35 protein-coding genes and 2 tRNA genes are annotated in these 24,349 nt (G+C 53.1%); 26 read left to right on the forward strand and 11 right to left on the reverse strand.

Going from position 1 to position 24,349, the window contains the following annotated elements:
- Positions 1–12: 12 nt before the first annotated feature.
- The 11 genes from Q5H92_RS14545 to Q5H92_RS14595 form a co-directional block, all read right to left on the reverse strand.
- The gene (locus Q5H92_RS14545) at positions 13–363 is read right to left on the reverse strand and encodes a hypothetical protein (protein ID WP_305012265.1); all 351 of its coding nucleotides are present in this window, start codon (positions 361–363) and stop codon (positions 13–15) included.
- Between the two features lie 273 nt (positions 364–636).
- Positions 637–828 (reverse strand): hypothetical protein, encoded by a 192-nt coding sequence (locus Q5H92_RS14550; protein ID WP_305012266.1) that lies wholly within the window; start codon positions 826–828, stop codon positions 637–639.
- Positions 825–1,109 (reverse strand): hypothetical protein, encoded by a 285-nt coding sequence (locus tag Q5H92_RS14555; RefSeq protein WP_305012267.1) that lies wholly within the window; start codon positions 1,107–1,109, stop codon positions 825–827. Before Q5H92_RS14555 ends, Q5H92_RS14550 begins: the two co-directional genes overlap by 4 nt.
- A gap of 4 nt (positions 1,110–1,113) precedes the next feature.
- Positions 1,114–1,440, reverse strand: a complete 327-nt coding sequence (locus tag Q5H92_RS14560; RefSeq protein ID WP_305012268.1) for a hypothetical protein — start codon at positions 1,438–1,440, stop codon at positions 1,114–1,116.
- A gap of 112 nt (positions 1,441–1,552) precedes the next feature.
- Positions 1,553–1,882 carry a hypothetical protein gene (locus tag Q5H92_RS14565; protein ID WP_305012269.1) on the reverse strand — a complete coding sequence of 110 codons (330 nt, stop codon included), beginning with the start codon at positions 1,880–1,882 and terminating at the stop codon, positions 1,553–1,555.
- 630 nt (positions 1,883–2,512) lie between these two features.
- Positions 2,513–2,758, reverse strand: coding sequence for a hypothetical protein (locus tag Q5H92_RS14570; protein ID WP_305012270.1), 246 nt, complete (start codon positions 2,756–2,758; stop codon positions 2,513–2,515).
- A gap of 794 nt (positions 2,759–3,552) precedes the next feature.
- A complete protein-coding gene (locus Q5H92_RS14575; protein WP_305012271.1) occupies positions 3,553–3,801 on the reverse strand; it encodes a hypothetical protein in 249 nt (82 codons plus the stop codon).
- A gap of 580 nt (positions 3,802–4,381) precedes the next feature.
- Complete coding sequence (locus Q5H92_RS14580; protein ID WP_305012272.1) at positions 4,382–4,828, reverse strand: replication/maintenance protein RepL; 447 nt, start codon at positions 4,826–4,828, stop codon at positions 4,382–4,384.
- 153 nt (positions 4,829–4,981) lie between these two features.
- Entirely contained in the window at positions 4,982–5,107 is a 126-nt protein-coding gene (locus Q5H92_RS14585) for a hypothetical protein (protein WP_305012273.1), read from the reverse strand.
- A 43-nt stretch (positions 5,108–5,150) separates the two neighbouring features.
- On the reverse strand, positions 5,151–5,297 hold the full coding sequence (locus Q5H92_RS14590) for a hypothetical protein (RefSeq protein ID WP_305012274.1): 147 nt from the start codon (positions 5,295–5,297) through the stop codon (positions 5,151–5,153).
- A gap of 138 nt (positions 5,298–5,435) precedes the next feature.
- Positions 5,436–5,933, reverse strand: a complete 498-nt coding sequence (locus Q5H92_RS14595) for a hypothetical protein (RefSeq protein ID WP_305012275.1) — start codon at positions 5,931–5,933, stop codon at positions 5,436–5,438.
- Between the two features lie 446 nt (positions 5,934–6,379).
- Here Q5H92_RS14595 and Q5H92_RS26660 point away from each other — a divergent pair, with 446 nt between their 5' ends.
- The 26 genes from Q5H92_RS26660 to Q5H92_RS14715 all read left to right on the forward strand — a co-directional run bounded on the left by Q5H92_RS26660 (position 6,380) and on the right by Q5H92_RS14715 (position 24,330).
- The gene (locus tag Q5H92_RS26660; protein WP_440137021.1) at positions 6,380–6,829 is read left to right on the forward strand and encodes an ATP-grasp domain-containing protein; all 450 of its coding nucleotides are present in this window, start codon (positions 6,380–6,382) and stop codon (positions 6,827–6,829) included.
- Positions 6,783–6,917, forward strand: coding sequence for an ATP-grasp domain-containing protein (locus Q5H92_RS26665; protein ID WP_369811148.1), 135 nt, complete (start codon positions 6,783–6,785; stop codon positions 6,915–6,917). Before Q5H92_RS26660 ends, Q5H92_RS26665 begins: the two co-directional genes overlap by 47 nt.
- A 280-nt stretch (positions 6,918–7,197) precedes the next feature.
- Positions 7,198–7,271: transfer RNA gene (locus tag Q5H92_RS14600), tRNA-Gly, on the forward strand.
- 236 nt (positions 7,272–7,507) lie between these two features.
- Positions 7,508–7,594: transfer RNA gene (locus tag Q5H92_RS14605), tRNA-Ser, on the forward strand.
- A 75-nt stretch (positions 7,595–7,669) separates the two neighbouring features.
- Entirely contained in the window at positions 7,670–8,533 is an 864-nt protein-coding gene (locus Q5H92_RS14610; RefSeq protein ID WP_305012276.1) for a hypothetical protein, read from the forward strand.
- 23 nt (positions 8,534–8,556) lie between these two features.
- On the forward strand, positions 8,557–8,910 hold the full coding sequence (locus Q5H92_RS14615) for a hypothetical protein (protein ID WP_305012277.1): 354 nt from the start codon (positions 8,557–8,559) through the stop codon (positions 8,908–8,910).
- 23 nt (positions 8,911–8,933) lie between these two features.
- The gene (locus Q5H92_RS14620) at positions 8,934–9,326 is read left to right on the forward strand and encodes a hypothetical protein (protein ID WP_305012278.1); all 393 of its coding nucleotides are present in this window, start codon (positions 8,934–8,936) and stop codon (positions 9,324–9,326) included.
- Between the two features lie 250 nt (positions 9,327–9,576).
- Positions 9,577–10,008 (forward strand): hypothetical protein, encoded by a 432-nt coding sequence (locus Q5H92_RS14625; protein ID WP_305012279.1) that lies wholly within the window; start codon positions 9,577–9,579, stop codon positions 10,006–10,008.
- Between the two features lie 4 nt (positions 10,009–10,012).
- Positions 10,013–10,216 (forward strand): hypothetical protein, encoded by a 204-nt coding sequence (locus Q5H92_RS14630; RefSeq protein WP_305012280.1) that lies wholly within the window; start codon positions 10,013–10,015, stop codon positions 10,214–10,216.
- 148 nt (positions 10,217–10,364) lie between these two features.
- The gene (locus Q5H92_RS14635; protein ID WP_305012281.1) at positions 10,365–10,613 is read left to right on the forward strand and encodes a Thoeris anti-defense Tad2 family protein; all 249 of its coding nucleotides are present in this window, start codon (positions 10,365–10,367) and stop codon (positions 10,611–10,613) included.
- A gap of 187 nt (positions 10,614–10,800) precedes the next feature.
- Positions 10,801–11,268: a hypothetical protein gene (locus tag Q5H92_RS14640; protein WP_305012282.1), complete on the forward strand. Its 468-nt coding sequence runs from the start codon at positions 10,801–10,803 to the stop codon at positions 11,266–11,268.
- Between the two features lie 118 nt (positions 11,269–11,386).
- Entirely contained in the window at positions 11,387–11,563 is a 177-nt protein-coding gene (locus Q5H92_RS14645; protein WP_305012283.1) for a hypothetical protein, read from the forward strand.
- Positions 11,560–11,727: a hypothetical protein gene (locus Q5H92_RS14650; RefSeq protein ID WP_305012284.1), complete on the forward strand. Its 168-nt coding sequence runs from the start codon at positions 11,560–11,562 to the stop codon at positions 11,725–11,727. The genes Q5H92_RS14645 and Q5H92_RS14650 overlap by 4 nt, the downstream gene beginning before the upstream one ends.
- Positions 11,720–11,944: a hypothetical protein gene (locus Q5H92_RS14655; RefSeq protein WP_305012285.1), complete on the forward strand. Its 225-nt coding sequence runs from the start codon at positions 11,720–11,722 to the stop codon at positions 11,942–11,944. The genes Q5H92_RS14650 and Q5H92_RS14655 overlap by 8 nt, the downstream gene beginning before the upstream one ends.
- Positions 11,945–12,179: 235 nt before the next feature.
- The gene (locus tag Q5H92_RS14660) at positions 12,180–12,773 is read left to right on the forward strand and encodes a hypothetical protein (protein WP_305012286.1); all 594 of its coding nucleotides are present in this window, start codon (positions 12,180–12,182) and stop codon (positions 12,771–12,773) included.
- Between the two features lie 261 nt (positions 12,774–13,034).
- Entirely contained in the window at positions 13,035–13,391 is a 357-nt protein-coding gene (locus Q5H92_RS14665) for a hypothetical protein (protein ID WP_305012287.1), read from the forward strand.
- A gap of 93 nt (positions 13,392–13,484) precedes the next feature.
- On the forward strand, positions 13,485–13,634 hold the full coding sequence (locus tag Q5H92_RS14670; RefSeq protein ID WP_305012288.1) for a hypothetical protein: 150 nt from the start codon (positions 13,485–13,487) through the stop codon (positions 13,632–13,634).
- Positions 13,635–13,699: 65 nt separating this feature from the next.
- Positions 13,700–13,831, forward strand: coding sequence for a hypothetical protein (locus tag Q5H92_RS14675; RefSeq protein ID WP_305012289.1), 132 nt, complete (start codon positions 13,700–13,702; stop codon positions 13,829–13,831).
- Positions 13,832–14,077: 246 nt separating this feature from the next.
- Positions 14,078–14,293, forward strand: coding sequence for a hypothetical protein (locus tag Q5H92_RS14680; protein WP_305012290.1), 216 nt, complete (start codon positions 14,078–14,080; stop codon positions 14,291–14,293).
- A 240-nt stretch (positions 14,294–14,533) separates the two neighbouring features.
- Positions 14,534–15,079, forward strand: coding sequence for a hypothetical protein (locus tag Q5H92_RS14685; RefSeq protein WP_305012291.1), 546 nt, complete (start codon positions 14,534–14,536; stop codon positions 15,077–15,079).
- A 62-nt stretch (positions 15,080–15,141) separates the two neighbouring features.
- Positions 15,142–17,436: a hypothetical protein gene (locus Q5H92_RS14690; protein WP_305012292.1), complete on the forward strand. Its 2,295-nt coding sequence runs from the start codon at positions 15,142–15,144 to the stop codon at positions 17,434–17,436.
- Positions 17,426–20,125, forward strand: a complete 2,700-nt coding sequence (locus tag Q5H92_RS14695; protein ID WP_305012293.1) for a coiled-coil domain-containing protein — start codon at positions 17,426–17,428, stop codon at positions 20,123–20,125. The genes Q5H92_RS14690 and Q5H92_RS14695 overlap by 11 nt, the downstream gene beginning before the upstream one ends.
- A 413-nt stretch (positions 20,126–20,538) precedes the next feature.
- Positions 20,539–21,264, forward strand: coding sequence for a peptidoglycan-binding domain-containing protein (locus tag Q5H92_RS14700; protein ID WP_305012294.1), 726 nt, complete (start codon positions 20,539–20,541; stop codon positions 21,262–21,264).
- Positions 21,265–21,600: 336 nt separating this feature from the next.
- Positions 21,601–22,449, forward strand: coding sequence for a hypothetical protein (locus tag Q5H92_RS14705; RefSeq protein WP_305012295.1), 849 nt, complete (start codon positions 21,601–21,603; stop codon positions 22,447–22,449).
- 2 nt (positions 22,450–22,451) lie between these two features.
- Positions 22,452–22,745, forward strand: coding sequence for a hypothetical protein (locus Q5H92_RS14710; RefSeq protein ID WP_305012296.1), 294 nt, complete (start codon positions 22,452–22,454; stop codon positions 22,743–22,745).
- Positions 22,746–22,908: 163 nt separating this feature from the next.
- Positions 22,909–24,330 (forward strand): hypothetical protein, encoded by a 1,422-nt coding sequence (locus Q5H92_RS14715; protein ID WP_305012297.1) that lies wholly within the window; start codon positions 22,909–22,911, stop codon positions 24,328–24,330.
- The last annotated feature ends 19 nt before the right edge of the window (positions 24,331–24,349 follow it).

Consider the following 24,349-nt stretch of genomic DNA (forward strand, 5'->3'; position numbering starts at 1 on the left):
CAGGGTCTTCACTCATACAGGGGTTGGGTAAGGCTTGTAGGAATAGAGGTGGTCCAGGTGTTGCCACATGGGCTCCAGCTCGGGCCAGGCTAGACGAAGGAAGGTTTGGAAATGAGGGTATTCCTGTTGGTACTTGGTGAACATGGAAGAACCCTGGTCCAGGGAATACTGGGTGTTGGCAATCCGGTCAGCCACCTTCACATACACAGCTTCCCGGTTGGTGGCCATCTCCTGGTAGTAGGCATCACAGTGTCTCTCTTTCCGGTTCCTTCCCTTGGGGGTTTGGAGCAGGTAAGCCACCTCTGCTATTTCCTCATTGGTGGTCTGTTTGAGGTCATTGTAGGTGATACCGGTATCTTCCAACAGGTCGTGGACATAGGCCCCGGCTTTGACAAGGAATAGGTTGTCAGGGTCCCAATCCCAGGTCTCCTCAATACACCGTTGGAATTGGAGGGCATAGTGGTGGACCATTTCCAAGTGGAAGGAATAAGGTTTACCCCCATACTTCTGACCTATTTTCTTGTGTTCCTGAAGAGCAAAGTCCCGGGCATTGACAAAGTGGGAATGTGTGGTTAAATGGGACATGGAAATGGGTGTAAGGAGTACCGCTTATTGGGAATAGTGGCACATCTTGGGTTAGGTGGTGGGTGTAGGTTGGTTCAGAATGACAAACCCTAGGGCTACCCGCAGGTAGTACAGCTTGGTATCCAGCTCTTGCACTTTCTTCCAGTTAATGTCTTCCCCTGCTCGGTTATCTTTTTTGAGGTTTTCAATGGTGGTGGCTGTCTTGGTCAGCAAGTCCTCCAACTTTTCTAGGTTCCTGTTCATGGGGTTTGGACTTGTTTCAGGTACTCAATGGCCTTCTCCTCACTCATGTACTCCACTGCTTCCTTTACCATGTGGAATTCACTGTGGTAGTTGGCAGCCTCGAACCGGTGGTGGGCCTGTTCCAGCCAGTATTCCTTTGTCTGGGGTGGGGTGTGGAAATCCTTTACCTGTTGGTCAATGAACCTATCCAGTTCCCCTGGGGCTAGGTATGAACCATTCCATACATTCCAGGTGTGTTGGATAACAGCCCGGAATTGGTCCTCGGTGAATGTCTTGGGCATGGGTTTAGGCTGGGACTTGGTTGTAGGACTTGATGAATTCATCCACCACTTCCTTGGGAATGAGGGGAAGATTGAGGTCTGGGTTGGTGGATTGGAGTACCTTCAAACCTATGGAACCGTGCCATACATTCTTGGTAATCACCCCAAAAGCATAGTACCATTCTCCAGTATTGGCTTGGTAATCTGCTAGGTGGTACAGGTGTTGGGCCAAGGAAGATGAGTGTACCACCAACTGTTTGTAGGGAGCTAGTTCCAGCTTCCCATCATAGTTGAGTAGTATATCTCCTTCCATGGCAGGTTTACCCGTGGGTATTAAGATGAAGTTGTCCATGTGTTGTTGGGTTAGTAGGGTTTCTTGTTAAACAGTCGGGCCCATCCCAGACCATAGACAACACCCCACAACAGGATTAACAGATGGGGAAGTGTAAATAGGGTATGTTCCATTAATTGAGGGTTGGTTCTTCGTAATCCACCATGTTGTCAAAGTCAGGAGTATAGGAATTAGGTTTACAGGGAATTTCAGCCACCAATTCATCCAATACCTTACAGTACCCCAGTCCATTCTTTTGACAATACTGCTCGGCCATTTGGCGGAAGAACCCCGGTACATTGGGCCCACAATAGGTCTTTAGTTCTCCCGTTACTGGGTCCAGAGCTTTGATTTCAGTACCCCACCACTTAGTTGGAGGAAGTACTACATCTGAGTCTGGTTCTGAAGCTGTGGCCAGCAGTATTTGGGCAAACCTCTCCTGGTTGGTTCGGGGCTTATTCATGGTACTATTTGAAGGGTTAAGCAACTGTCTGGTAAAGGTAGTCCACAAATAATCCTAAAACCAATGGGGTTTGTAGAACTATTCCCAGCCCACCTGTGGAAGTATTTGTGGTACTATTCGATGAATGGTTTGGATGGTATTACTCCAATGCTTACCTTTACGGTAGCGCGGACCGGGGATGAGGTTAGTAAGCCCTTAGTGTGTCCCTCCTTGGTGCGACCGGCGGGTAGCACTAACGGAGACTCGGGCTAACTCCTTGATTACCAATCCTCCCCCATAACTACCACCCTCAATGTCTTAGTTAGGTCCCTTGTCCTAGAATATGGTTTAACAGGGAATAGTTATCACACTAAGTATGAGACTCTTATGGTATTATTCCTATAGTCCCTTCCACTCTTCCGGGGTATCACCTTCTTAGGAATACTCACCCCTCTCTTCTTCACTTCCCGCTGTAGGGCCTCCACTAAGGGGGCCTGACGTGTTTTCAGGGCATCCTGTAGGTAGTCCCCCAGCTCGGGAATAGTGAGGTGGGTAAAGTCCCCCAAACAGGGGCTGAAGGCGGGTTCAGGGAAGTAGTAAGCCATACCCAAAGATAGGGCATAACCTGTACTATTCCAACGACTTATTGGACTATTCCTGAAGTGTTGGTTGAGGGTCTTCGGGAATAGGAGTGAACTGTCCGACATTGTTGTGGAATTCTACCCAGTACTTGGCCAAGCCCACATTGTCTAGTATAGAAGTCAACTCTCCTACCAATACTTCCAAGTTGGAGTAGTCGTGGGCCTGGAGTCCCATTAGGTGGATGTGTTCCAATGTCTTCCCAAGGTCCACTACTTGGTGAATGGCCTTAACAATTTCAGGGTTGGTCTGGGACATGGTATTGGGGTTTAGGGGTTGGTTGGACTACAGGGAAGTCGGTTGTGGTAGAAGGTGACCAAATTCTTCAAACAGGGGTCTGTTAAGAGGTCCATACTTCTCCATATCCCACCCATGTTGAGTAAACTTAAGTACCATCTCAATCCCTTCCCGTATTCCCTGTTTGTGGAAGGCCAGCATGTGTATTGTGTCATACCCTGTCCCTCGGGTGGTGAAGTTCTCGTCGTTGAATTCCTTGAGGTTAGCGTGGGCCAGGTCTGTAAGCTGTTGTGAGGTCATGGGAAGTGGGTTGAGGTTTGTAGTAGTCTTCCAAAGCATCTCCATACTTTTCTCGGTACTTGTAGATAAGGTCCTTCAACTCCTGAGCCTTCTCCATGATGGGCTTGAGCTGGTAACGGAGTAGGGGTTCATCCCAGGACTCATTTTGGGTGTTGGCTGTATTCAACCGGGAAACACACTGGGTGGAGAATTCCTGAGCTAATAAGAGGTTGGCCTCAATGGGGCTTATAGTGTGCATGGGAAGTGGGTTATTGGATGTGTAGGAATTCATTCCACAGGCTCTCCTCTACCTGCTTCCCACTCATCTGGTCCAGGGGAAGGGATTTGAGGTGGTCGGTGATGAGGTCTTGTAGGGTATCCCACCCAGCTTCCCAGGAAATGTAGGAGTTGTTGTGGTAAGACCTGTAGGCTCCACTCCCCGCCTCATGTCCTGTTCCTTTGGTGCTTCTCTCAGTGGCATATTCCCCACTTAGTTGGTGACGTTGGTTGTTGGTCATGGGTTGGGAAGTGATGGGTTAGAGGTTGGACACGATGAACTTAGCCAATTCCCCGTACCAGGTCACCACCAGTCCACCGGGGGTTTGGGGACTGCCCACCCGCATGGGAAGGTTAGTGAAGGCCTGTTTGATGTATTCCAGCTCCTGTCCATCAGCTTGTACACTAATGAGTTCCTTGACAGCATTCCCAAAGTCTTTGCTGTTGGTCAGGGTGAAGGGAAGATTGAACTGGATGGTTCCGTGGTTGGTGGTGAGGATTAAGGCCATGGTATGGGTTGGTTGGGTGTGGAAGGTTAGAGGTTGGTGGGTTGTCCCACTGTACAGGTTAGGTGTCCAAACAGTCTTAGGGCATCACTCCTTCCCCCGGGCCAGTTGATGAGTTCCGCACACCCCTGGCAGTAATACTTCCGGGTGGAGTGGTTATACCAGGTGGCCGTGGGATGGTCACAGGGTGTCCGGTTACAGGGCCCACCAAAGGTCCCTTTGTCTGGGTTGGGTATGGTCAAGGTTTCCATGGTTAGCTATGTTTAGGGAAGATTGGGAAAGTGCTCTGTTAGACAAAGGTCAGTAGGCAGGCTTAGGGGATAGCCACACCCTCCTACTCCCCCACTTAACCCATTCCTAGGTAGGTTGGCCCAAATGTACCCCACTATTGGACAATTCCAAGTGGGTTGGTACTCTTCCAAGGGAATAAAGGTGAGTTGTTGGTTCCCCTACCCTGGATATAGTCCTAGGATAGATAGAGGGATTTTGGAGAAGTGTTCAGTGGGTCAGGACTTTAACCTAAACCCACGGGGAACACTATTCCTTTTAGGGGGAACGAATGCCCCAATACAGGGGAATAATCCTAGTCTTCCTGCACATTGTAGGTCAGGAATACCTTCACTTGTTTGGGGCGGTTGGACAGGGTTCCCTTCCATGTGGCCTCGGGGTTGATGGCATACACCCCCAGGGAAGTCCTCTTCATGTACTGGGCCTTCACTAGCTCGGTCAGAGCATTGGACACCGACTTCTCCTTGAGGCCGGTGAAGTCCACTATCCGCTGTTTGATGGCCCGGTTGATGACTATCTCATTGGTGTCCAACCGGGCATTCATGGAGCACCACAACAGGACCTTCATCTGGGTTCCCTCCAGGTTGAGAATGGCCTGGAAGTGTTTGGCATAGGTCACAAAGAACTCCTCCCGGGTCTTTATGGGGACATCAATGTGGACCTCGTCACTGTCCAGTAATTCCCCTGTCTCACGGTCTATGGTGTTGGTGAACACACTCTTAACTCTTTTAAACTGTTCCATACCCTAAAGATACAACAGGAGTAGGACTATTCCTATAACCATGTGAACTATTCCAATGGGTTGGTTGAATCATTCCCACACTTGTAGGAATCTGGGTTGAGTCACAAGGTCAACTTCCCGTGTGCCCCTCCCGTGATGGAAGGGGCTTGGGGGCTACTTACAGGCAATCACCCACATATCATGGATGGTATCGGTGTCCAGACAGGCCAGGAACTCCCAGTTGTAGATAACCGGGTCTGTGGCATTCAGGGCTTGGACTTGGAGTTGACGGTCAGACATGACAGGGGAAGTGATTGGTGAAGTGGGAAAGGTAGGACTATTCCTAGCGGAAGTCGTAGGAAGGCACCTCCTTGATGGGGGTGAGTAACCCGTTGATGAAGGTGAACAGGGTCTTGGCCTGGGTCTTCACGGTGTGTTTAGGGGCCTCATACAGGGACTTGGGAGCACTGGAACGGGGTTGGGTATACATGGCTGAAGTTGTTGGAAGTGAGGGAAATGGGACTGCACTAAACCACCACTCCCCCCCAACCACCTGAAGCACCAGGGGAAGGAAGGGAGCAATGGGCAACTAGGGGCCTGTACTCGGGGAACAGGCTTGGGGCGAGGACTAGGCCTCTACTTGGACAGCAACCCGTCCTTGGGCCACCATCTGGGCATTAAACCGGGCCACGGCCTTGTCCACCCGCTCCTGGAACTCGTTGGAGTCCTGGTCCAGGTCACCCAGGAAAAGCTGGTTTGTGGTGGTGTAGGTCTTGGACTCATACTGGGAGCCCACACTACCGGTGTAAGGGTCAATGCCATCAGCAGCACCCAGACGGAGGATGTCACCTTCCACATGCATGTTGGGGAGGGCATCGGCAATCAACCCACGGCGGAGTTCCGTCCCATTGGAGGTCACACAGGGCTCCAACCACTGGTTCTCCGTAACCTGGGTAGGCAGGCCATACACAATCAGGTCACCACCCGTCAAGGGGTGCTTCTCAATCCGGACAGTGTCCTTCTGGAGGGTGAGGGTTACGTACTTAGCAGGCTGACCATCCTTGTTCAGGACATTGGCACTGGTCTTCACTTCACTGCGGTTGGATACTTTAACAAAGGTCTTCATGGGAATGAGGGTTGGGTTGTTGGGAAATGGTTGGGAATGAATGGGTTGGTGGTGCTTCACCAAACAGGCAAGGGAAAGTCAGGGAGGGGAGAGTAGGGTAATCGTCCCTCAGGGTTGAGGGGTGGGGTGGGTCAGGCCAAGGTCAAGGACGGGGGTCGAGAGTACGGGTGCTGTTAACTCACAGACCCTCAGAAAATTATAAAATTTGGTAGGCAACTTTCCCCAAAAAATCCTAAAATTATGGGTACCTTTACACCATGAAACACAAGGTTTACATCCAACAGGAAGGGGGTCTATTCCCCTGGGAACACTGTCAGGCAGCTTGGATGGGCTACCAGTGACTGTCTCAGGACTATGACATCCACTTCTTCCAAACAGGGGAATATGAGGGAATAGTCCTACACCCTAACTGGCCCATAGTTAGCTCTGTCCAAGCCCTCCAGGACATCTTCACCCTCCACGGGAAGTCAGTCCCACCTCCCCTCAACATTCCCAAGGAATTGGAGTGGTTTGCAGGAAGGACCATTGAGGAGTCCACTCTTGGGGAATTCCAACAGGACACCAGACTTCCTATCTTCCTCAAACCCAGGGACACTTGCAAACTATTCACCGGGGGAGTTATCACTTCCCAGTCCTCCAAACTCTTCCTCTTTGACTGTCCCCCAGAGACTCCCATCCTGATTTCCCCAGTGGTGGACTTCCAAAGTGAGTACCGGGTGTTTGTGAGCCGCAGGAAGGGAATTGAGACCATGAGACACTACCTCGGGGACCCCTTCCTGTTACCTGACAAGGAAATAGTGGAATGGATGATGGAGTCCTACACCACTTCCCCTGTATGTTATTCCCTGGATGTGGGGGGTAACCAGGTCGGGAGAGACTCTGATTGTGGAGTGTAATGACTTCTGGGCTCTTGGGACCTATGGAATGGACCCAGTCCGATATTCCCAGTTGTTGGCCACCAGATGGAAGGAAATGGTAGGGTAAGCCATGAACAGTAGTGGCCACTGGACCCCATTCCAGCCCTTCCCCACTCCCACTTCCCAAACTTTTCCCGGTAACCACTTGGATTATTCCAATATTCCCCTGTACCTTTGACCCATTCTTCCCCACCCTTCCCATAGACCAGGGCACCAGGGGAACATTTCAAGGAAGGTGCCCAAGGAATAAGGGTCTGTAGTACTTCCAGACGTAGAGGGACCCCGAAACACCCAAACCCTGCTCACCCAGGGAAGTACGCTCATAAGCCTGGACACCTTCCCCATTGGCGGGAGTAATTCAACTGGTAGAATGCCACCCTTCCAAGGTGGATGTTTGTGGGTTCGAGCCCCATCTCCCGCTCACAGAATTGGTTTGGTAGACAGTGGGAAAGACTACACAGTTTATAGAGGGGTGTCCTGCGAACCTGTCCCCCGGCTGTGGGTCAGAGAAGCCTTCCCATACTCCTTCCCGGTAACCCTCGCCCCACCTAGGGGTTGTTTTTGACCGGGAATGTGAGGAATACCCAGGGACTTCAATCATACTGGGATGGGGAGGAAACAGCAACCACTTCCCTTGCGCCAACAGGGGAAGTACTTTGAGGGGTGCCAGAGAGACTTATCGGGCCATCTTGGAAAGGTGGTGTAGGGGCAACCTTACCAGGGGTTTGAATCCCCTCCCCTCAACTAGGATTATTCCAATAGGGAATGTAACAATAATTGGATTCTTGGGGTTAACTTTGTGGACTATTCCAAGAGCCCGTGACCCAACAACCCACTGTCACCTTCCGGGAAGAGGACCACTCCTACACTTCCCAAGATGGCCACCGGTACCTGTCCGTCACTACCCTGATTGGGAAGTACCACGAACACTTCAATGCCAAGAAGGTGGCCACGGCTTATGCCCGGAAGATGTCCAAGATGGTCACGGACCCCAACTGGTCCCCGGAATGGATTAAACCCCAGTACTGGATTGACAAGTGGGAAGCCAACACCCAACGGGCCTGTACTAGGGGGAGTGCCTTCCACCTGAAGAAAGAGCTGGAGGTACTAGCCCAGACCGGACAGACCACTTCCAACCGGGAAGGCTACAACTACTCCCAGGACTATTCTCTTCTTCCCACGGGGTTGTGGCTCACCGAACTCCTGGTGTATGACCCCTACTGGGGAATAGCTGGACAGATTGACAAGGTGTGGTTGGATGAGGATTGGTTTGACATCCGGGACCTGAAGACCAATGCGGAGATGAAGCTCCAGTCTTACTGCCGGGAAATTCCCACAGCCCTCTCCAATATGGGCATTGGGGACCCCATCCGGGAGTACAAGATGATGTTCTTCCCCGTGAATCACCTGATGGATTCCAACTACTGGCATTATGCCCTCCAGTTGTCCATCTATGCATACCTGGTAGAGAAGTTGACCGGGAAGACCTGTAGGACCCTAACCCTGGAACACCACAAACCCCTCTCAGAGACAGAGGTAGACCCCATTGCCACCGAGTATGAGGTCCCCTACCTGAAGAATGAGGTAGAACTCCTCCTCCAACACCACTTCCAGAAACCTCTTCCCGAGAACCCACTGGACTTCCTAGCCAAACAAGCCCAAGACCTTAACCTAGGCTACTAACCTTCCCTATTCCCCAACAACCCATGAATAACCTCAGCCCCGTAGAATCCCCCATGCCACCAGCCCTCCAAGGGTTGGAATACATTGGTCAGAAGGTGAACACCATCCAGCTCAACCTAAGTAACATCTTCCAAAACCTCCAAAACTTGGTAGGTCCAGCCCCAGTCCCACCCACTATTGCAGATGCCTACTCAGACCTGGTAAATTCCAACGGGTTGGTGGACAGTATTTACACCATCAATAACCATCTCAGTACCCTGAATGAACAGGTTACCATTATTGAGGAAGTCCTACGGGGAAGCATTGGCACAGGTCACTACTTCAATGGGGCCCAGATGAAAGAGAAGGCCCAAGTCAACCAGAAGTCCAACTACTAACCTTCCCACCTACCCGACAACAGATGGTAACCATCACCCCCGAAATTATCCAGGCCGAGATTGAGAACCTGGAGACCATTATCCCAGCCTCCGACTACCACATTGTCCTGCTTCCTGTGACGGAAGAGAAGACCACCAGCGGAATTACCCTGGACCAGACCACCATCAATTCCCAGAAGGCCAAGGTGGCGGAGAAGTACATCCCCATTGTCAAGGCCAACCCCAACATTGGGGAAGTGAAGACAGGGATGGGACTACTTCCTCAAGTGGACATGGTCAAGGGTGCCACCCGTCAGGAAGGTATCCAAGCGGTAGCCCCCTGGACCCTACTCCCTCTTCCCATTCCCGTGACCAAGGGAGTAGTCTATGCCGTGATTCACCACACCCGGTGCCTGGCCTTCCAAATCAACAACTAGTCCCATGTCACCCATCAAATCGTACCAAGGAACCCTTCCCTTTTCCATGAAAGTGGCTCAAACCTTTGACCAATTCCTTAAATGGATTTACAGTCGGGGCTTGAACACCAAAGGTTATTCCTGGAAGTGGAAGCAGGCCCAAGACTATTGTGCTTCCCAACATAAGGACCTCACTGGTACCACCTACTGGGCCAAAGTCCGACTCACCTTCCTAGAGTTGGGTGGGTGTTATACCTGGCAGCACTAACCCATGAAGGATAAACACACCGCCAACCTCCTTCAGGAAGAACTCAAGCTGGTCTGCAAGAGGGTCAGTGAGGAATACCAGAAGGTCTACGGGTATGAGTGGGACTTTGGGGTGGATGAGGTCCAACACAACCAGAAACTGGTGGCAGGTGGCAAGAAACCCTCAGATGTCCTGACCCTGTCCGTGATGACCACCTACCCTGACCTTCCCGGTGCTCATTACCGAGATGACAAGGTCTTGAACGGGGAACCTGTGAAGTTGGGGTACAAGAAGCTCTGGCAACAGACCATTGAGGTACTTCCCACCAAAGGACTGACCGAGGCCCGGGTATTTGCCTACCGCCAACTCCTGTTCTTCCTCACCATGGGCTTCATCACCGGGGTCATCAACATGGAACCCGAGGAATTGGAAGCCATATCTACCAACCCTTCCTAGTCCCATGAAAGACATCACCTGGGAAGAGTACAATACCCTCTTCAAGGACGACCTAGTAGTCACCATTCGGAAGCTCCTTAAGAAGGCTGAAGAACACAGTTCCTACACCCTGGAAGATGGCCCAGAACATGGAGCCCTAGTCCAGTACTTCAACAAGTTTGGTCTCCACAAAAAGTTGACCAAGGCTGAATTCCACAACTGGAAGTAATGGACAAGCTCATTATCACCTTCCACGGGAATAAGTTCAAGCCTTCCCAAACCAAGCTGGACAAACACCTTATCCGGTGTGCCCAATTAGAACAAGCCACCCAACACCAATCCTTCAAACTCCAAGTAAGAGCTAACCCACCAACCACATGATAACTGGATTCACTTCCCAAGGTATTGACTTTGGACATGCACTGGCTGCCCTGAAGACAGGGAAGAAAGTAACCCGACAAATTTGGGGTGGGTACTGGAGAATGGATGCTTGCTCAGTCAGCTTCCCTGAAGGTAAGGCCCAAGACTTTACGGTTATTATGGCCTACCTGAAAGATGGTGGAGTAGCCCCAGCTCAACCTTACCAGAGTGACCTATTGGCCACAGACTGGGTAATCCTGGATTAGTAGTCATGACTATTGTCCTCACCTGCTATTCCGATGGTTGGCGGGCCCAACTCAAAGACAGTAATGGAAAACTAAGGGATGCTACCACTGACGTGTACCCCACGGTGGAAGTCCTGATGGACCGGATTAAGGAGACAAAGGTCTGGTTTGACCACATGGTTGCCCACCCTACTCCCAGTCCCATCAAATGAGTCCAACTGACCAACTTCCCACCTTCCAAGGTCCAGCCCTCTACGGGTTCAAGTCTTCCCTCTACTTCCCTTCCCTCCTGCGTCAACAGAACTGGGTGGTGAGAGACTACGGGGCCATCAACTACCGGGATACCCTCAACTATTCCTTCACGGGGGACACGGAAACGGAGGAAGTCCTGGTTCAAGGTCCTCATGTCATCCTTCCTGAACCCTACTGGGAAGAAGAACAGGGGTGGAAACTTCCCACTGCTGAGAAGGAATTCCTGACCCAGGCCTTCGAGGATGTAGGGGAAGAGGTCCACTTCTTCTTCCGGGGTTACCCCACCTACCTCTATTCCCAGGAATACACCCTACTGGAACCCATCCTGCCCCTCATCCAGACCCTAACCATTGACGAAAGGGAAGGCATCCCCTACCGAAGACTTCACCTCTATGGAATCCTCACAGACCAACCCAATACCTGACATTCCCCTGGGGTTTGCGTCCACCACAGAGCCTAAAAAGGCTACCCCTGACCATGTTAAGGAAGAGGAACTGGAAGAGAATGAGCCCACTGACCTGGAGTTAGTAGAGGTCTACTGTATGTCCACCAAGGCTGAATGGGAAGGGAAGGAAACCAAGGCCCGACTCCTGCACCTGGCCCTGGAAATTCCCCAACCCTTTGACGGGGACACCCTCAACACCACCCACCCCTTCTGGACCCACAAGGAATTCACTGACCTCAAGACCCATTATCACACCTTCCTGCTTTCCCTATGACCCCAGAAGAACTCCTCCGGGCCATCCAAGCCACCAAGGAAGCTCTGGACAGTCTGGACTACCTCACCAGCTTCTCGGAGGGAATAGGGGCCAAAAACAAGGTCAAGAAGAAACTGGCCAAACAGTACTACCACCTCCTCATTCAACTTCCCAACCATGTCTAATACCAACCAAACCTTCTGGTCCCAGCTCCAAGGGGACACCGCCAACAAAGTCCTGTTCTGGCTCCTTAATCTGGGCCTGGTACTCAGCCTGATTCTGGCCTTCACCACGGAAGACCGGGACCAATACCTGGCCACTGCTGGGGTGTGCCTGGTGGTCCAAGCCTTTAATGTAGGGGGTACCTACTTCAACAAGGAGCGGAAAGCCCTTCGGAAGTAATGGTACCCTTCCTGACTTCCCTCTGGTCCTTCTGGTATTCCCGGATGTGGATGGTGGAAGGAATCCTGTTGGTCCTGAGTGGCCTGTAAATACCTGAGGATAAAGCTCACCGGGAGAGCGGAGGGGTGTTCCCCCTCGACACACACCACTGGGGCCTGATAATTCCAGATGGGAAATGTGTACCAAGGTCTTATCACCCTTGGGGTGCTGGTTCGACCCCAGCCTTCCTTACACCATGAAATACACCATCAACAAAGGGTCCTTTTCCCCAAAGGGACTCCACCTGCCCGGGTTCGGTAAGGCATCCCCAGCCTCAAGGACCTACACTGTGAACTTTAGCCAGAGCGCCTGGTATGAGCCAAGTGAGGGGTGGAATGTAGAAAAGGACTGGAATAAGCTCTGTGGGTGGTCCATAGGCTGGCTCCCCTGGAAGGTTCCCGGCAAACCCTGGTACAAGCCTTCCTCCTGGGAACCTGCCCACCACAAGAACTCTGTACGGGTGGGGTGGCGGGCCTCGGGAACCAAGGAAGAACCAAGGATTGAGCTGTGCCTCTACACCTATTCCCAAGGGGTAAGAACAGTGGAAACCCTCCTTCAACCCAATGGAACCCCAGAGGAGCTGTATCTGGACATGACCTATGAGCTGGAACTAGCCATTGAGGAAGGTCACATGGAAGTAGGACTGTGTCTGGAAGGTGGTGGATACCTCACTTCCCAATCCCTCCTATTCCCTGAGGTTGAAGGTCCCTCCTATTCCCTCAAACCCTACTTCGGAGGCTCAAACCCTGCCCCTCACACCATGACCATTGAGGTCACCCAACAATCCTAACCCAATGACTACCACAGACCTCATCCCATTCCTGAAGGGTTACCTGGAAGGTAAAGAGACCTTGGACAGTACCCAGGTAGAATTCCTAAAGAAGACCTTGAAGGAAGTGACAACCCCTACAGTACCCATGTCGGGAATCAGGAGTGCTATCCAACAGCCCAGTATTCTAGACCAATACCCCCAACGTCGAATAACCTTGACCCCAGGTCATAACACCTTCCAGCAGAGTTTGGCCAGTGAAAGTGCCACTGGTGTAAGTATATGACCTTCACCTTACCCTATTCCTCACCCAAAGAGCTGGCCTCTAAATGGCTGACCCTCTTCCAAGGGGTGTTGGGAATTGGAGACAGGTCCAAGGAGCTGGTGGTGGAAGTCATTGTCCGGTACCTGGAGCTAAAGGAGAAGGTCCTGGATGAAGCCACCCTCTGGGAAGTCCTGTGGAGTGTGAAGGAGCGGAAAGGTTACCGGGAAAGGCTCAAGATGTCCTCTGCCCAGTTCACCAACCTACTCACCGACCTGAGGAAGTCCCAGATACTGGTCCAACACCCCGGCTATGAGGCCCTGGCTCCCCAACTACTTCCCGAGAAGGAATTCAAGGTCACCTTTCACCAACAATAGTCCATGACATTCCGGGAAATAGAAGACCAAGCGGAAGCCTTTACTTGGGGATATGACCAGCTGGACCTCTCTGTTCCCACTCTCATCATTCCCTTGGACCCAGACGAATACCACATCACCCTCGGGGAAGTCTACAACAAGGCCTTCAACGGAATAGTGTATGATTCCCTGCCCTATACCAAACCCCACACCACCCTCATCCTGACCATGGGAGTGGAAGTAGTCTTACTCCTCAAACGCTAGTGGAAGACTTCACCATCACCCTGGACCATTCCCAAGAAGGGGAAATCCATACCCTTTTCTTCCAAGTGGACGGGAAACCCCTGATTAAGGTGGAAGGGGAAGCCCTATCCATCTTCCAACTGGTGAGCGCAGGGAATAAATACCTCCAAGGGGAAGACTCCCAGCCCACCCAATTCCCTGACCTACACCTCAACTAGTGACTACCCAGGAAACCCTCATCCATTCCACTGCCCAAGCCCTTGGGTTCTCTACTTCCCAGGTGGAAAAGGTCACCCGCTCCCTGTCTTCCTACGTGGCTACCCTGATGGAAGCCGGGGAATACCAAGCCTTTCGGTGGCCCCATGTGGGGGTATGGCGGGTGAAACCCATGAGGGCCCAGAAGATGGGAATAACCCTACCCCCCATCAAGCCCACCAAGTTCATGGCTGCCAAACTCCAAGGGAATGGACAACTGGATTAAGTGGGACCCCAAACACCCACCGGAAGATGACTGGTACCTGGTGGCCATTAAGGGCTATAACCGGGCTGTGGTGGCTGCCTTTGATGAGGGTGAGGGGAAGTGGTACTTCGAGCACTCAGAGTACCCCTTAGACCTCAGAAAGCATAAACTCACCCACTATCAACCCATCCCTGACCTACCTACCAATGACCTTCCCTAACCTCGACAACACCTTCCTGGCTTCCCTCCAGCTCTACCGTAAACTCCGGGGTGGGAAGTGGTACCTCCGTCACTATTCCCTGGGTCCACTAATCCATACCTCAGTGCTGGACAACTTCTCCTGTGGGGAAATTAATGACGGTTGGGAAAGCTGGGGAAGATACGGTGGGAAGTCCCCCATGTCCTACGTGGTGAAGTCTGAGGACTATACCGTGAAGTTGAATGAACAGAGCTGGTGGGTATGAGGATTGACATCAATTCCCTGGACATTGAGCAGAACTTCTGGTCCCTGTACCCGGAGTTTAAAGCCGTGGAACCATTCAAATCCCTGTACACTAAGGACAAGGGGAAGAAGGAGGAATCCAGTAAGGTGATGTGGTTTGTGGCCCTGTGCTACCATCCCACCTCTTCCCTGTCCAAACTCCCCAAGGATGGGAAAGACGGGTCCTATTCCATTGTCAGTGAGGACTACATGGAGGATTCCGGGTTTGTTAAGAAACAGGGGAAGGTATTGGATACCCTTATTCCCCGGTTCCAGGACATCTGCCTGACCCCCATGGAAAGGCAACTGGCCATGTTTGAGGCCAAACTCAATGAGCGGGAAGGATTCCTGCGGGATACCCCCTACGATGTCACCAACTGGGACAAACTAGACAAGGCCTTGGCGGGAACAGCCAGCATTAACACCACCTACAAGACCCTGCTGACCAAGCTCAGTCAGGAAAGTGAAGGAGGTACTACCTGGGGTGACCAGGAAGAGTCTGCCACCGAACGGGGAGACATCTAACCACCCACTAGACTGGGACACACACTACACCCCACCTGGGACTATTCCCCGGGTGGGCTTTTATGCACACACTCCAACGTAAAGACTGGGTACTCTCTACCATACCCTCCCTCCGCCCGGGAAGTAAGGGCTACATCGACTTCTGGAAGACGGAAAAGCGGAAGTGTATTGAAGGGGTTTGGGTAAATGGGGTCTGGTGCCCTCCCCAACTCTACTTCTACCTCAACTTCTGGCACATCAAGGTGGCCGTGAGCGTGTACTCCAAGGCCAAGAAGATTCTCAAGCCCTTCTTCCGGGTGGTGGAATGGGAAATGATGTACCACTACACCGAGGCCATTGGGTTTTCGGGGTTTGAGGAAGACGAGGAATACACCTGCCACCGGGCGGTAAGGGACTTCAAGGACGGGGATACCCTCCATGAGGTCATCAGGCCTTCCTGCACCCGGAAAGACGGGTCCCTGAAGAAGTACATCCCTGCTAGGAAGTACTTGAGAATGACCCGGGACAAGGGGCTGGGAAAACCCCTGTACCTCAACACCAACCTCAACTTTGTAGACCTTCAGAGCCGGGGTACCGGGAAGTCTTACCGTGCTTCCTGCCTGATAGCCCACAACTGGTTATTTGATGGGTACACAGACTATGATGCCTACTTTCAGGACCAGCGGAATGGGGAAATCCAGGCCTCGGAGACCTTGGTGGGAGCCATTGACACCTTCTACTCCAAGGCCCTGCTCAACAAGGTCCAGGAAGGGCTTAAATACCTACCCGGGAAGTACGAGAGCAGTGAGGGAAGGGTAACTCCACCTCCTTTTTCCAAGAAGTACACCGGGAGTTTTGAACCCGGGGAAGCAGCCATCTCCCGGTATAAGTCCAAAAAGGCCGGGATGACAGAGTGGAAAGGGTCTGGTAGCCAGATTCTCCACCGGTCCTTCAATGACAACCCTCTAGCAGGTAACGGCTCCCGTCCAGGCAGGGCTTTCCTGGAGGAAGTGGGCTTCTTTGGTAACCTATTGGAAAGTCTGGGGGCCCTAAAGGACTGTATGTCCGAGTCCGGGGTCCTCATTGGTACCATCTACATGATGGGTACGGGTGGGGACATGACTGGTGGGGCCACGGAACAGGTCCAGGCCGTGTTCTATGACCCCGAGCAGTACAACTGTGTGGTCTTCCAGGATGAGTACGAGAATTCCCCCAAATCCCAGGGCTTTTTCCTTCCCTTCTACAAGGCTGACAACGAGTTCCTGGACAAGGAAACCGGCCTGATTGATGAGGCCAAGTCCATTGCCAAGTGTTTACGGGAAAGGGAAAGGCTGAAGAATGGCAAGGATACCACAGCCTATTCCAAGGAATTGGAAAACCGTCCCCTGGTTCCTTCTGAGGTATTCCTCATCACCAACTCCAATAAATTCCCTATTGCCCAGCTCAAGGAACAACTGGGGTTGGTCCAGACTTCCACCGAGTCCCATGTGAAGGGAAAACTGGGGTGGATTGTCCGAGATGGGGAGGGGAAACTGACCTTCAAACCAGACCTTACCGGTGAACTCCGGATGCCGGGGTACCCCATCCGAAGGGGGGACAATGACAACCAGAAGTCCCGGGATGTGGAAACCGAGGGAGCTACCCACATTTGGGAACACCCCAAGCCGGGCCTGAGCTATGGCCACTATGCCTCCGGACTAGACCCCTATGAGAAGGAAGAGGCCCTGAACTCCATCTCCATTGGTTCCCTGTTTGTCATCGAGCGGGGGTGTCTGGAGAATGGAGGGTATGACCGGATTGTGGCTGAGTACACAGGTAGGCCGGACAGTGGAACCACGGAGTTCTACACCAACTGCATGAACCTGATTGAGTACTACAACTCCCATGAGTGCTTGTATGAGTCCAACGTCAACCAGTTCAAGGGATTCCTGGAGAATAGGCACAAGCTCCACCTTCTAGCCTTCACCCCGGGGGTTATCAGTAACCGGGTTAAGGACTCCAACTCTTCCTACGGGGTGTACGTGGGGAACAAGAAGGTCAAGAATGAACTCCTCCAACACGGGGATGACTTCCTCAGGAAACAGGTCAATGGGCAGGGTAAGCTACAACTTCAGTACATCTACAGTGAGGGCCTGCTCAAGGAGCTGATAGCCTACAACGATGATGGTAACTTTGACCGGGTAATCGCCTTTTGCTGTGCCGTTACCCAGTCAGTCCAACTGGAAACAGTAGAACTCACTCCCCAGAAAGAACAGGCCCCCAGTGTATTTGCCGGGAGGAAGTTCTTCACCAACCACACTTCCGGGTATTCTCCCCGTTCCCCATCTCCCCAGATGAGGAAGCCCCAGCACACCTTCCTACCTCCCAATGGCCGCTAGTCCCTTCCCTTCTACCTCCACCACCAACGGGTTCACCCGCCCCCGGCAGAAGCTGACCAGTGCCCAGAAGACCGAGCAGTGGAAAAAGGACTGTGTGATGTACTTCACTTCCCAGGGGTACCAGGAAATGGCCAACGGGCGGAATTCCAAGCAGGAGAAGCAGGTGAACTACAACCTGAAGAACTCCATCATTGACCCGGCCCAGTTTGAGTATGTCACCGATTCCCTCGGATTAGGGGGTGAGTTTGGGGGTAACCCGGCTCAGTTGGTGATGAAGAACCTGATTGGGCCCAAGATTGACCGGCTAACCGCTGAAGAAATGATGAGGCCCTTCAACTGGATGGCGCGAGGTATGGGGGGTGGGGTGATGACGGCCCGGGCTGAGGAAAAGCGGAGACTGGTGGGGGAATACTTCACAGCCATGTACCAGAATATCCAAGCTGGGGGAACAGGAAGTGAAGAAGAGTTGGCTCAACAGGGTGTCAAGATTCCCAAGGCCATTGAGAAGTACATGAAATCTGAATACCTGGACCCCAGAGAGGTGACAGCTAATCAGATTTTGGAGTACCTCATTAAGGCCAAACAACTTCCCCAGAAGTTTAACCAGATGTTTACTGATGCTCTTATTACCTCTGAGGAATATGGGTATGTGGGTATTGTAAAGGGAGACCCTGACCTACGGGTAACCAACCCCCTCAACTTCCGCTTCCCCTACAGTGAGGACCTACAATGGACCCACAAGGCCGAGTGGGGAGTGGAGGAGCGGTGGCTCTACCCTACCCAGGTGATGGACCTATACCAAGAATTCCTCAGTGATGGGGAGCTGGATAATCTGGATGATGGCTCCCTGTCCCAATACTTCAATGGCTTCAATTCCCAGGCCCTGTTTGTGGACCTCTATTCCCCCACGGTGAATGCCCTGAGGCCCCACAACGGGGTGATGGTGCAGACCTGCTGCTGGAGGAGTTGGAAGAAGGTAGGGTTCTTCTCCTATCCTGACCCGACCACCGGGGAATGGCAGAAGACCACCGTGGATGACTCCTTCACTATTCCTAAATCCATGGCCCTCACGGGGGCTACCGTGGAATGGGAATGGCAGGAAGAAATTTGGACGGGTACCCGCATAGGAAGGGATACCGTGGTGGATGTACGGCCCCTGGAATTCCAGATGGGCTACCTGCCCTGGGTGGGCTTCATCCACAACAACCGGAATAGTAAGGCCACCTCCATTGTGGACCTGGTGAAGGAGGACCAGTTCTCCTACATGATTACCTGGTGGAAGTTGGAGATGGAAATTGCCAAATACAAGGGCTCTAGAATGCTCTATGACGTGGCCATGCTCCCCACCACGGGACCCAATGCCATGTCCATGAACCAGTTCCTCTACTACGGGGAAACGGTGGGCATTCAGTTCTACAATTCCATGGCCGAGGGTCCCAATGGTAGACCTCTAGGGAATGCTGGGGGGAACATGATGCAGGAAATCAACCTCTCCAACAACGGGGGATGGATTAATGCCCTCCTTGGTGTACTGGCCCAGATTGAGGCCCGGATTGATGCCCTGACCGGGGTCTCTCGTCAACGGGAAGGGGATGTGAAGGCCAGTGAGTCTGCCACCGGGGTTACCCAGGCGGTAAACAACTCCGCCATGGTCACCGAGCCCTGGTTCTATAACCACAACCTGGTTAAGGGGGAAGTGCTCACCATGTTGGTGGAAGTGGCCAAAGAAGCCTACAAGGATGGGACTACCCTCCCCTTGGTGGTGGACGAGGTGTACAATGTCCTCAACGTGGACGGGGAAACCTTCCCTGATTCCCACTACGGGGTCTTCCTCTCCAACTCTTCCAAGGACTGGTCCGAACTCCAGGAAGTCAAACAGTACTTCATGGCCGCTGCCCAGAAGGGACTCCTCCCCATGTCCAGTATTGCGGAAGCCATCAAGGCCAAGTCCCCGGAACAAATGGTGGCTGCCATGAAGGTAGGGGAACAGACCATGCAGGAAAACCAGCAGGCTTCCCAGAAAGCAGCCTCGGACCAGGCCAAGGAATTGGAAGGGATACGCCAACAAACCCTCCAGATGACCTGGAATAATGAGAACCAACAGAAGGAGTTGGATAGGCAGAACAAGATTCAGGTGGCCACCATCTCTTCCCTCAAGGGCAAGGACGGTCCCAGTGATGTGGATGGGGATGGAATAGCTGACCCCATCCAACAGGCAGAGCTGGCCCTGAAGATGAGTGCCCACAATGCTTCCCTAGTGGCCCAAAACCAGAAGGCCAGTGCCGACCTCCAGAAGACCGGTCTCCAACACCAGGCCACCATGCGGAAGCTGGACCTGGAAGCGGAGAAGGTGGCCCAGAAATCAGCGGAAGTTAACCTGAAACATGCCCAGTTCACCCGGGAACAGGACCAGCAGGACCACAACAAGAAATTGGACCTCACTTCCCAGAAGGTAGACAAACAGACCAAGGAAAAGGAACTAGCCCTCAAAGCCAAGGACCTGGCCACCAAACAGGCCACGGAGAAGGCAAAACTGGCCCAGGACAACCGGAATAAGGAAGCGGAGAGGAAGTTACAGCTCCAGCTCCATGCCTCCACCCTGGCCCACCAAACCCAGGAAAATGCCAAGGACCGGGAAACCCAGGTCAAGTTGGTGAAGCTCAAACCCAAGCCTTCTCCCGGGAAGTAATGGAGGACCTTCCCACCAAGTGGAAGCGCCGGGGTTTGGGGAATACCAGTGAGGGCTACTACACCCGGCTGGGTGGGGACTCCTACCTAAGGGACAAGGCCGGGTTCTCCCCCTTGGCTCTTCCCCTGCCCACTTTCCATTCCCCGGTTCCCCGGGTGGGCAAACTTTCCCCAAGGAAAACCGGGGTGCAGTCTACCCCTGTTCCCCTCCCCCAAATCCTTTCCCCTATTCCCTTGGTCCCCAACCCGCCCCCTGCCAGTGTGGGCCACCGGGTCAGCACCCGCCAAAGCACGGTCCCGGGGTATGAACATCTCCCGGACTACAACACCACCCAGGTTACCCCCGTCCGGTACGGGGTGGGCCAGGACCCCAAACGCCAACGTCCCACCTATTCCCAGGGAACCCAATCTGTCATGCCCAACCCCAACCCTCCCACCAAGCGAAAGCTGAAGACTTCCACCTCCGCCTACCAAGGGGAAACCCCTGAACCCACCGTCAAGCCTACTCCTATTCCCAGTGATGGGGAAATGGACCAGGTGTTGGCAGAAAACCCTTCTCCATCTTACAAGATGCCATCCCTCTCTCCTACTTCCTCTGGGGGTGAACTGGTGAAGGGGGGCACAGAGGCGGTGGCTGCCTACCAACGGAAGTTGAACAGTATGGGGGCTAACCTGAAGGTGGATGGGGCTTGGGGAAGTGAGACCCAGAAGGCCTTTAACCAATTCCAGGGGAAGTCAACCCCCAAGGCTATTGTCCGGAAGGTTTCCAAGGAAGTGGTGAACGGGCTTCCCGGTGGGGACATTGCCAAAACCCGGCAGGGAAGTTCCCCGGCATCCTCCCCAACTAAGTCCACAATTCCCGTGACCAAGAAATACACCCAGTCGGTAGACCTGACAGATGCTCTAGATAAGGCTTACGGGTATGACACTACGGATGAGGTCTACGAGGATGGCTTGGGTGACTACCCGGAGTTCACCACCAGGTCGGGGATTAAAGGGAGAAAGCTGCCCGATGGCCGAAACATCTACCCCAATGGGCGCATCAGCACCCCCAATGGAAAAGGGATGATGTACAGCTCCAAACTCCCCCGCCGTAAGCTAACCCCGGTTCCCACCGGTCCCCGGCTCACAGCCCTCTAGGAAGGTAAGCAAGCCCCTACTTCCCCTTCACCTAAAAGTACCATTCAGACTTGTTTAAGTCCTACACATACCACCACCTTTGTTGGGAATTACACTCTATCCTATCCCAACAGCATGAATACCTTATTCGGGGAGATGACTCCCAATACGGGGGTTGATGGCAAGCCTTTGGTGGCCGACCCAGACCCCAAAGACCAGGAACTAGTAGACAGTATTCCCTACGATGAAGCGGAACCCGTGGAAGGTGGGGATACAGGCTCACCGGAGAACCCAGAGGTGGAAACGCCGGAGGCACCGGAGGAAGTCCCAGACCCTACTAAGGAGGGTACTCCAGAAGTGTTCTCTTACCTGGGGGTGGCTGAAGGGTTTATTGAAGATGGTATCCTGGTTGCCGACCCTGAGAAGGAGTACGAGGATTCCCCCGAGGGTTTCCAGGAAGTAATCCAGGACACCATCAAAGCCCAGTTTGAGGCCACCTACGGCCTTCCCGACAATGAACACCTGGCCTACCTTGCCTTCATCAAGGGTGGGGGCACCAACAGTGAATGGCTTCAACAGACCACCTTCTCCTACGAGAATGTAGACCTGGAAGATGAGGACACCCAGAAGGAACTCCTCACCCGTCAATACCAGGCCCAGGGGTTTACCGAGGCCCAGATTACCAAGAAACTTACCCGACTGGAAGCCAACGGTGCCCTGGAAGAGGAAGCCAAGGATGCCCAGGAATTCCTGCTGGCCAAGGAAGCCAAGACGGTGGAGGACTTCAAGGCCCAAGTCCTGAAACAGGAAGAGGAAGCCAAGGAACAGTCCAAGAATTACCTCACCACCCTCCAGAAGGACATTGACAGCACCGAGGTCCTGGCCGGGATTCCCCTCACCCCTCAGCTCAAGAAAGGGTTGTTTGCCCACCTGACCAAGCCTGTGGGTCCCAAAGGGGAAACCCAGTACCAGCTCAATCAGAAGGACAAGACCAAGGCCCTGAGTGGGGTATTGCTGGACTTCCTGGGACTGGACCCTACTGAGGTAGTAGCCAAGAAAGGGGAGACCACCAAGGCCAACAAATTACAGGCTTCCCTCAAGGCCTTCAACAAGGGAGACCGGACAGGGGGTGGACAGACCGTGAATACCGTCACCACCGCCAACACCAACAAGATTCCCACCAAGGGAATGCCCTGGGGTAACTAAGGATGGAACACTACATCCGTCCCATTCCCGAGTGCTCCTACCTGGGAAACAGGCTTGAGAAATTGAGGGAATACCAGGCTAACAGGTCCTATGACCCCAACGCCCTTTCCGGTGAGGAATACTTACTGGACTACACCTTGGATTATCTGAGGGAAGTCACTGAAATCTTAGAGGGTCAACGGGAGAAATTCCTGAAGTACAAACAGGGATACCTCAACACCCTACCGGAAGTGGACATGGTCAGGTCCATTCTTTCCCATTCCCCTGACCCAATTCCCCAAGAAGGAATGCCCTGAGCCAAGCCCACTCCAACCAACTAAACATTAGGATTATACCATTATTCCCCTGGGTTATTCAGGGGTCAGTCTATCCCCTTATCCCTATTCCAAATTATCCCTATACCCTATGAATAATGTAGTTGACAGCCCCTTGGTTGTCCGTAAACTCCGTGACCTGCGGATGGAACAGCTTACCGACAGCCAACACCTGTCAAATGCTTACCTGACCCAGCCGGACGAGACCTCTAAGATGGTCACCTTTGCCCTGCAAAAACAGAGCAAGTCCATCCTCTCCATGCTGGGGGGTATGTCCAACACCCGCGAGATTGAAAACCGGGAATGGAAGTGGGACCTGATGGGTATGCGGGAGCGTATCTCGGATGTGGTCCTGACCTCTCCGGATGCCACCGCCAACTCCAACCAGCCGGGCCTGAACCACAGCACCTTCCGGGTGTACGTGAATGACTCCTACTTCGTGCAGGGGGATGTCCTGAACTCGGACAACGGTACCCAAATCCGTGTACAGGAGCAGCCCTACAAGGACGGGATTGCCACGGTCCTGGTCTGCCAGATTGTAGACCCCACCATCCGCTTCATTGCCCCTTCCCAGATTTCCCTGGGGGCCCAGTTCAACAAGGACTACAACACCCAGGAAGAAGGCTCCATGCGCGGGGGTACCACGGCTTTCGAGGCCGGGATGCAGATGGTCAACCAGCTCACCATCCTTCGTCAGACCTACGGCTTTACCCGTAGTGTCGCCACCGATGTCATGGTGATTGAGGTGAAGGCTCCCAACGGGGAATCTTCCAAGTACTGGACCAAGGTGGCCGAATGGGCCCACATGGTGGCCTGGGAGCGTGAGAAGGAGCGCCTGTTGATGTATGCCACCCACTCCAAAGACGGTGGTGCAGCTTCGGGTGTGGAGACTGTGCAGGGGGCCAATGGCCGTTATGTGAGCCAGGGTGCTGGCCTCCGTCAACAGATTTCAGCCTCCAACATCCGTCCCTATTCCTTCCTCACCTACGAGTTCCTGGAAACCTTCCTGTTGGACCTGGCTTGGGGTGCTGACCAGTACGGTGGTAGTGTAGACTTCATGGCCCTCACCGGGAAAGGTGGGAAGATTGAGTTCAACCGCGCCATCCAGGACAAACGGATTGCCTTGGGGGTACAACTCCTGGAAAAGGCCATCTTCATTGGTGGGAATGGTCAGGAGCTGGAACTCCACGGTCAGTTCACCAAGGTAGTATTCCCCTCGGGAAACAGCCTCACCATCACGGAGTTTGAGCCCTACAACGACACTGTCCGTTTCCGTACCAAACACCCCATCACGGGCCTTCCGGTAGAGTCTTACCGCTTTACCCTGCTCAACTTTGGCACCACTGCTGAAGGGGAACAGAATATCCGGATGGTAGCCAAGAAAGGGGCTATGGACATCTCGGACTATGTATGTGGTCTGTGGGGTCCTACCCTGAATGGTAACCAGCGTAACCGTGGGGCTTCTTCGGGTTATGATGGCTATGAACTCCACAAACTGTGTGAGATTGGTGTCCAGATGAGTAACCCCCTAACTGCGGGTGAGCTTATTTTCCAAGTAGGTGCTTAACAGGCACTTATCTCTAATA

This window comes from Hymenobacter mellowenesis, from assembly GCF_030581005.1.
Lineage (GTDB): Bacteria > Bacteroidota > Bacteroidia > Cytophagales > Hymenobacteraceae > Hymenobacter > Hymenobacter mellowenesis.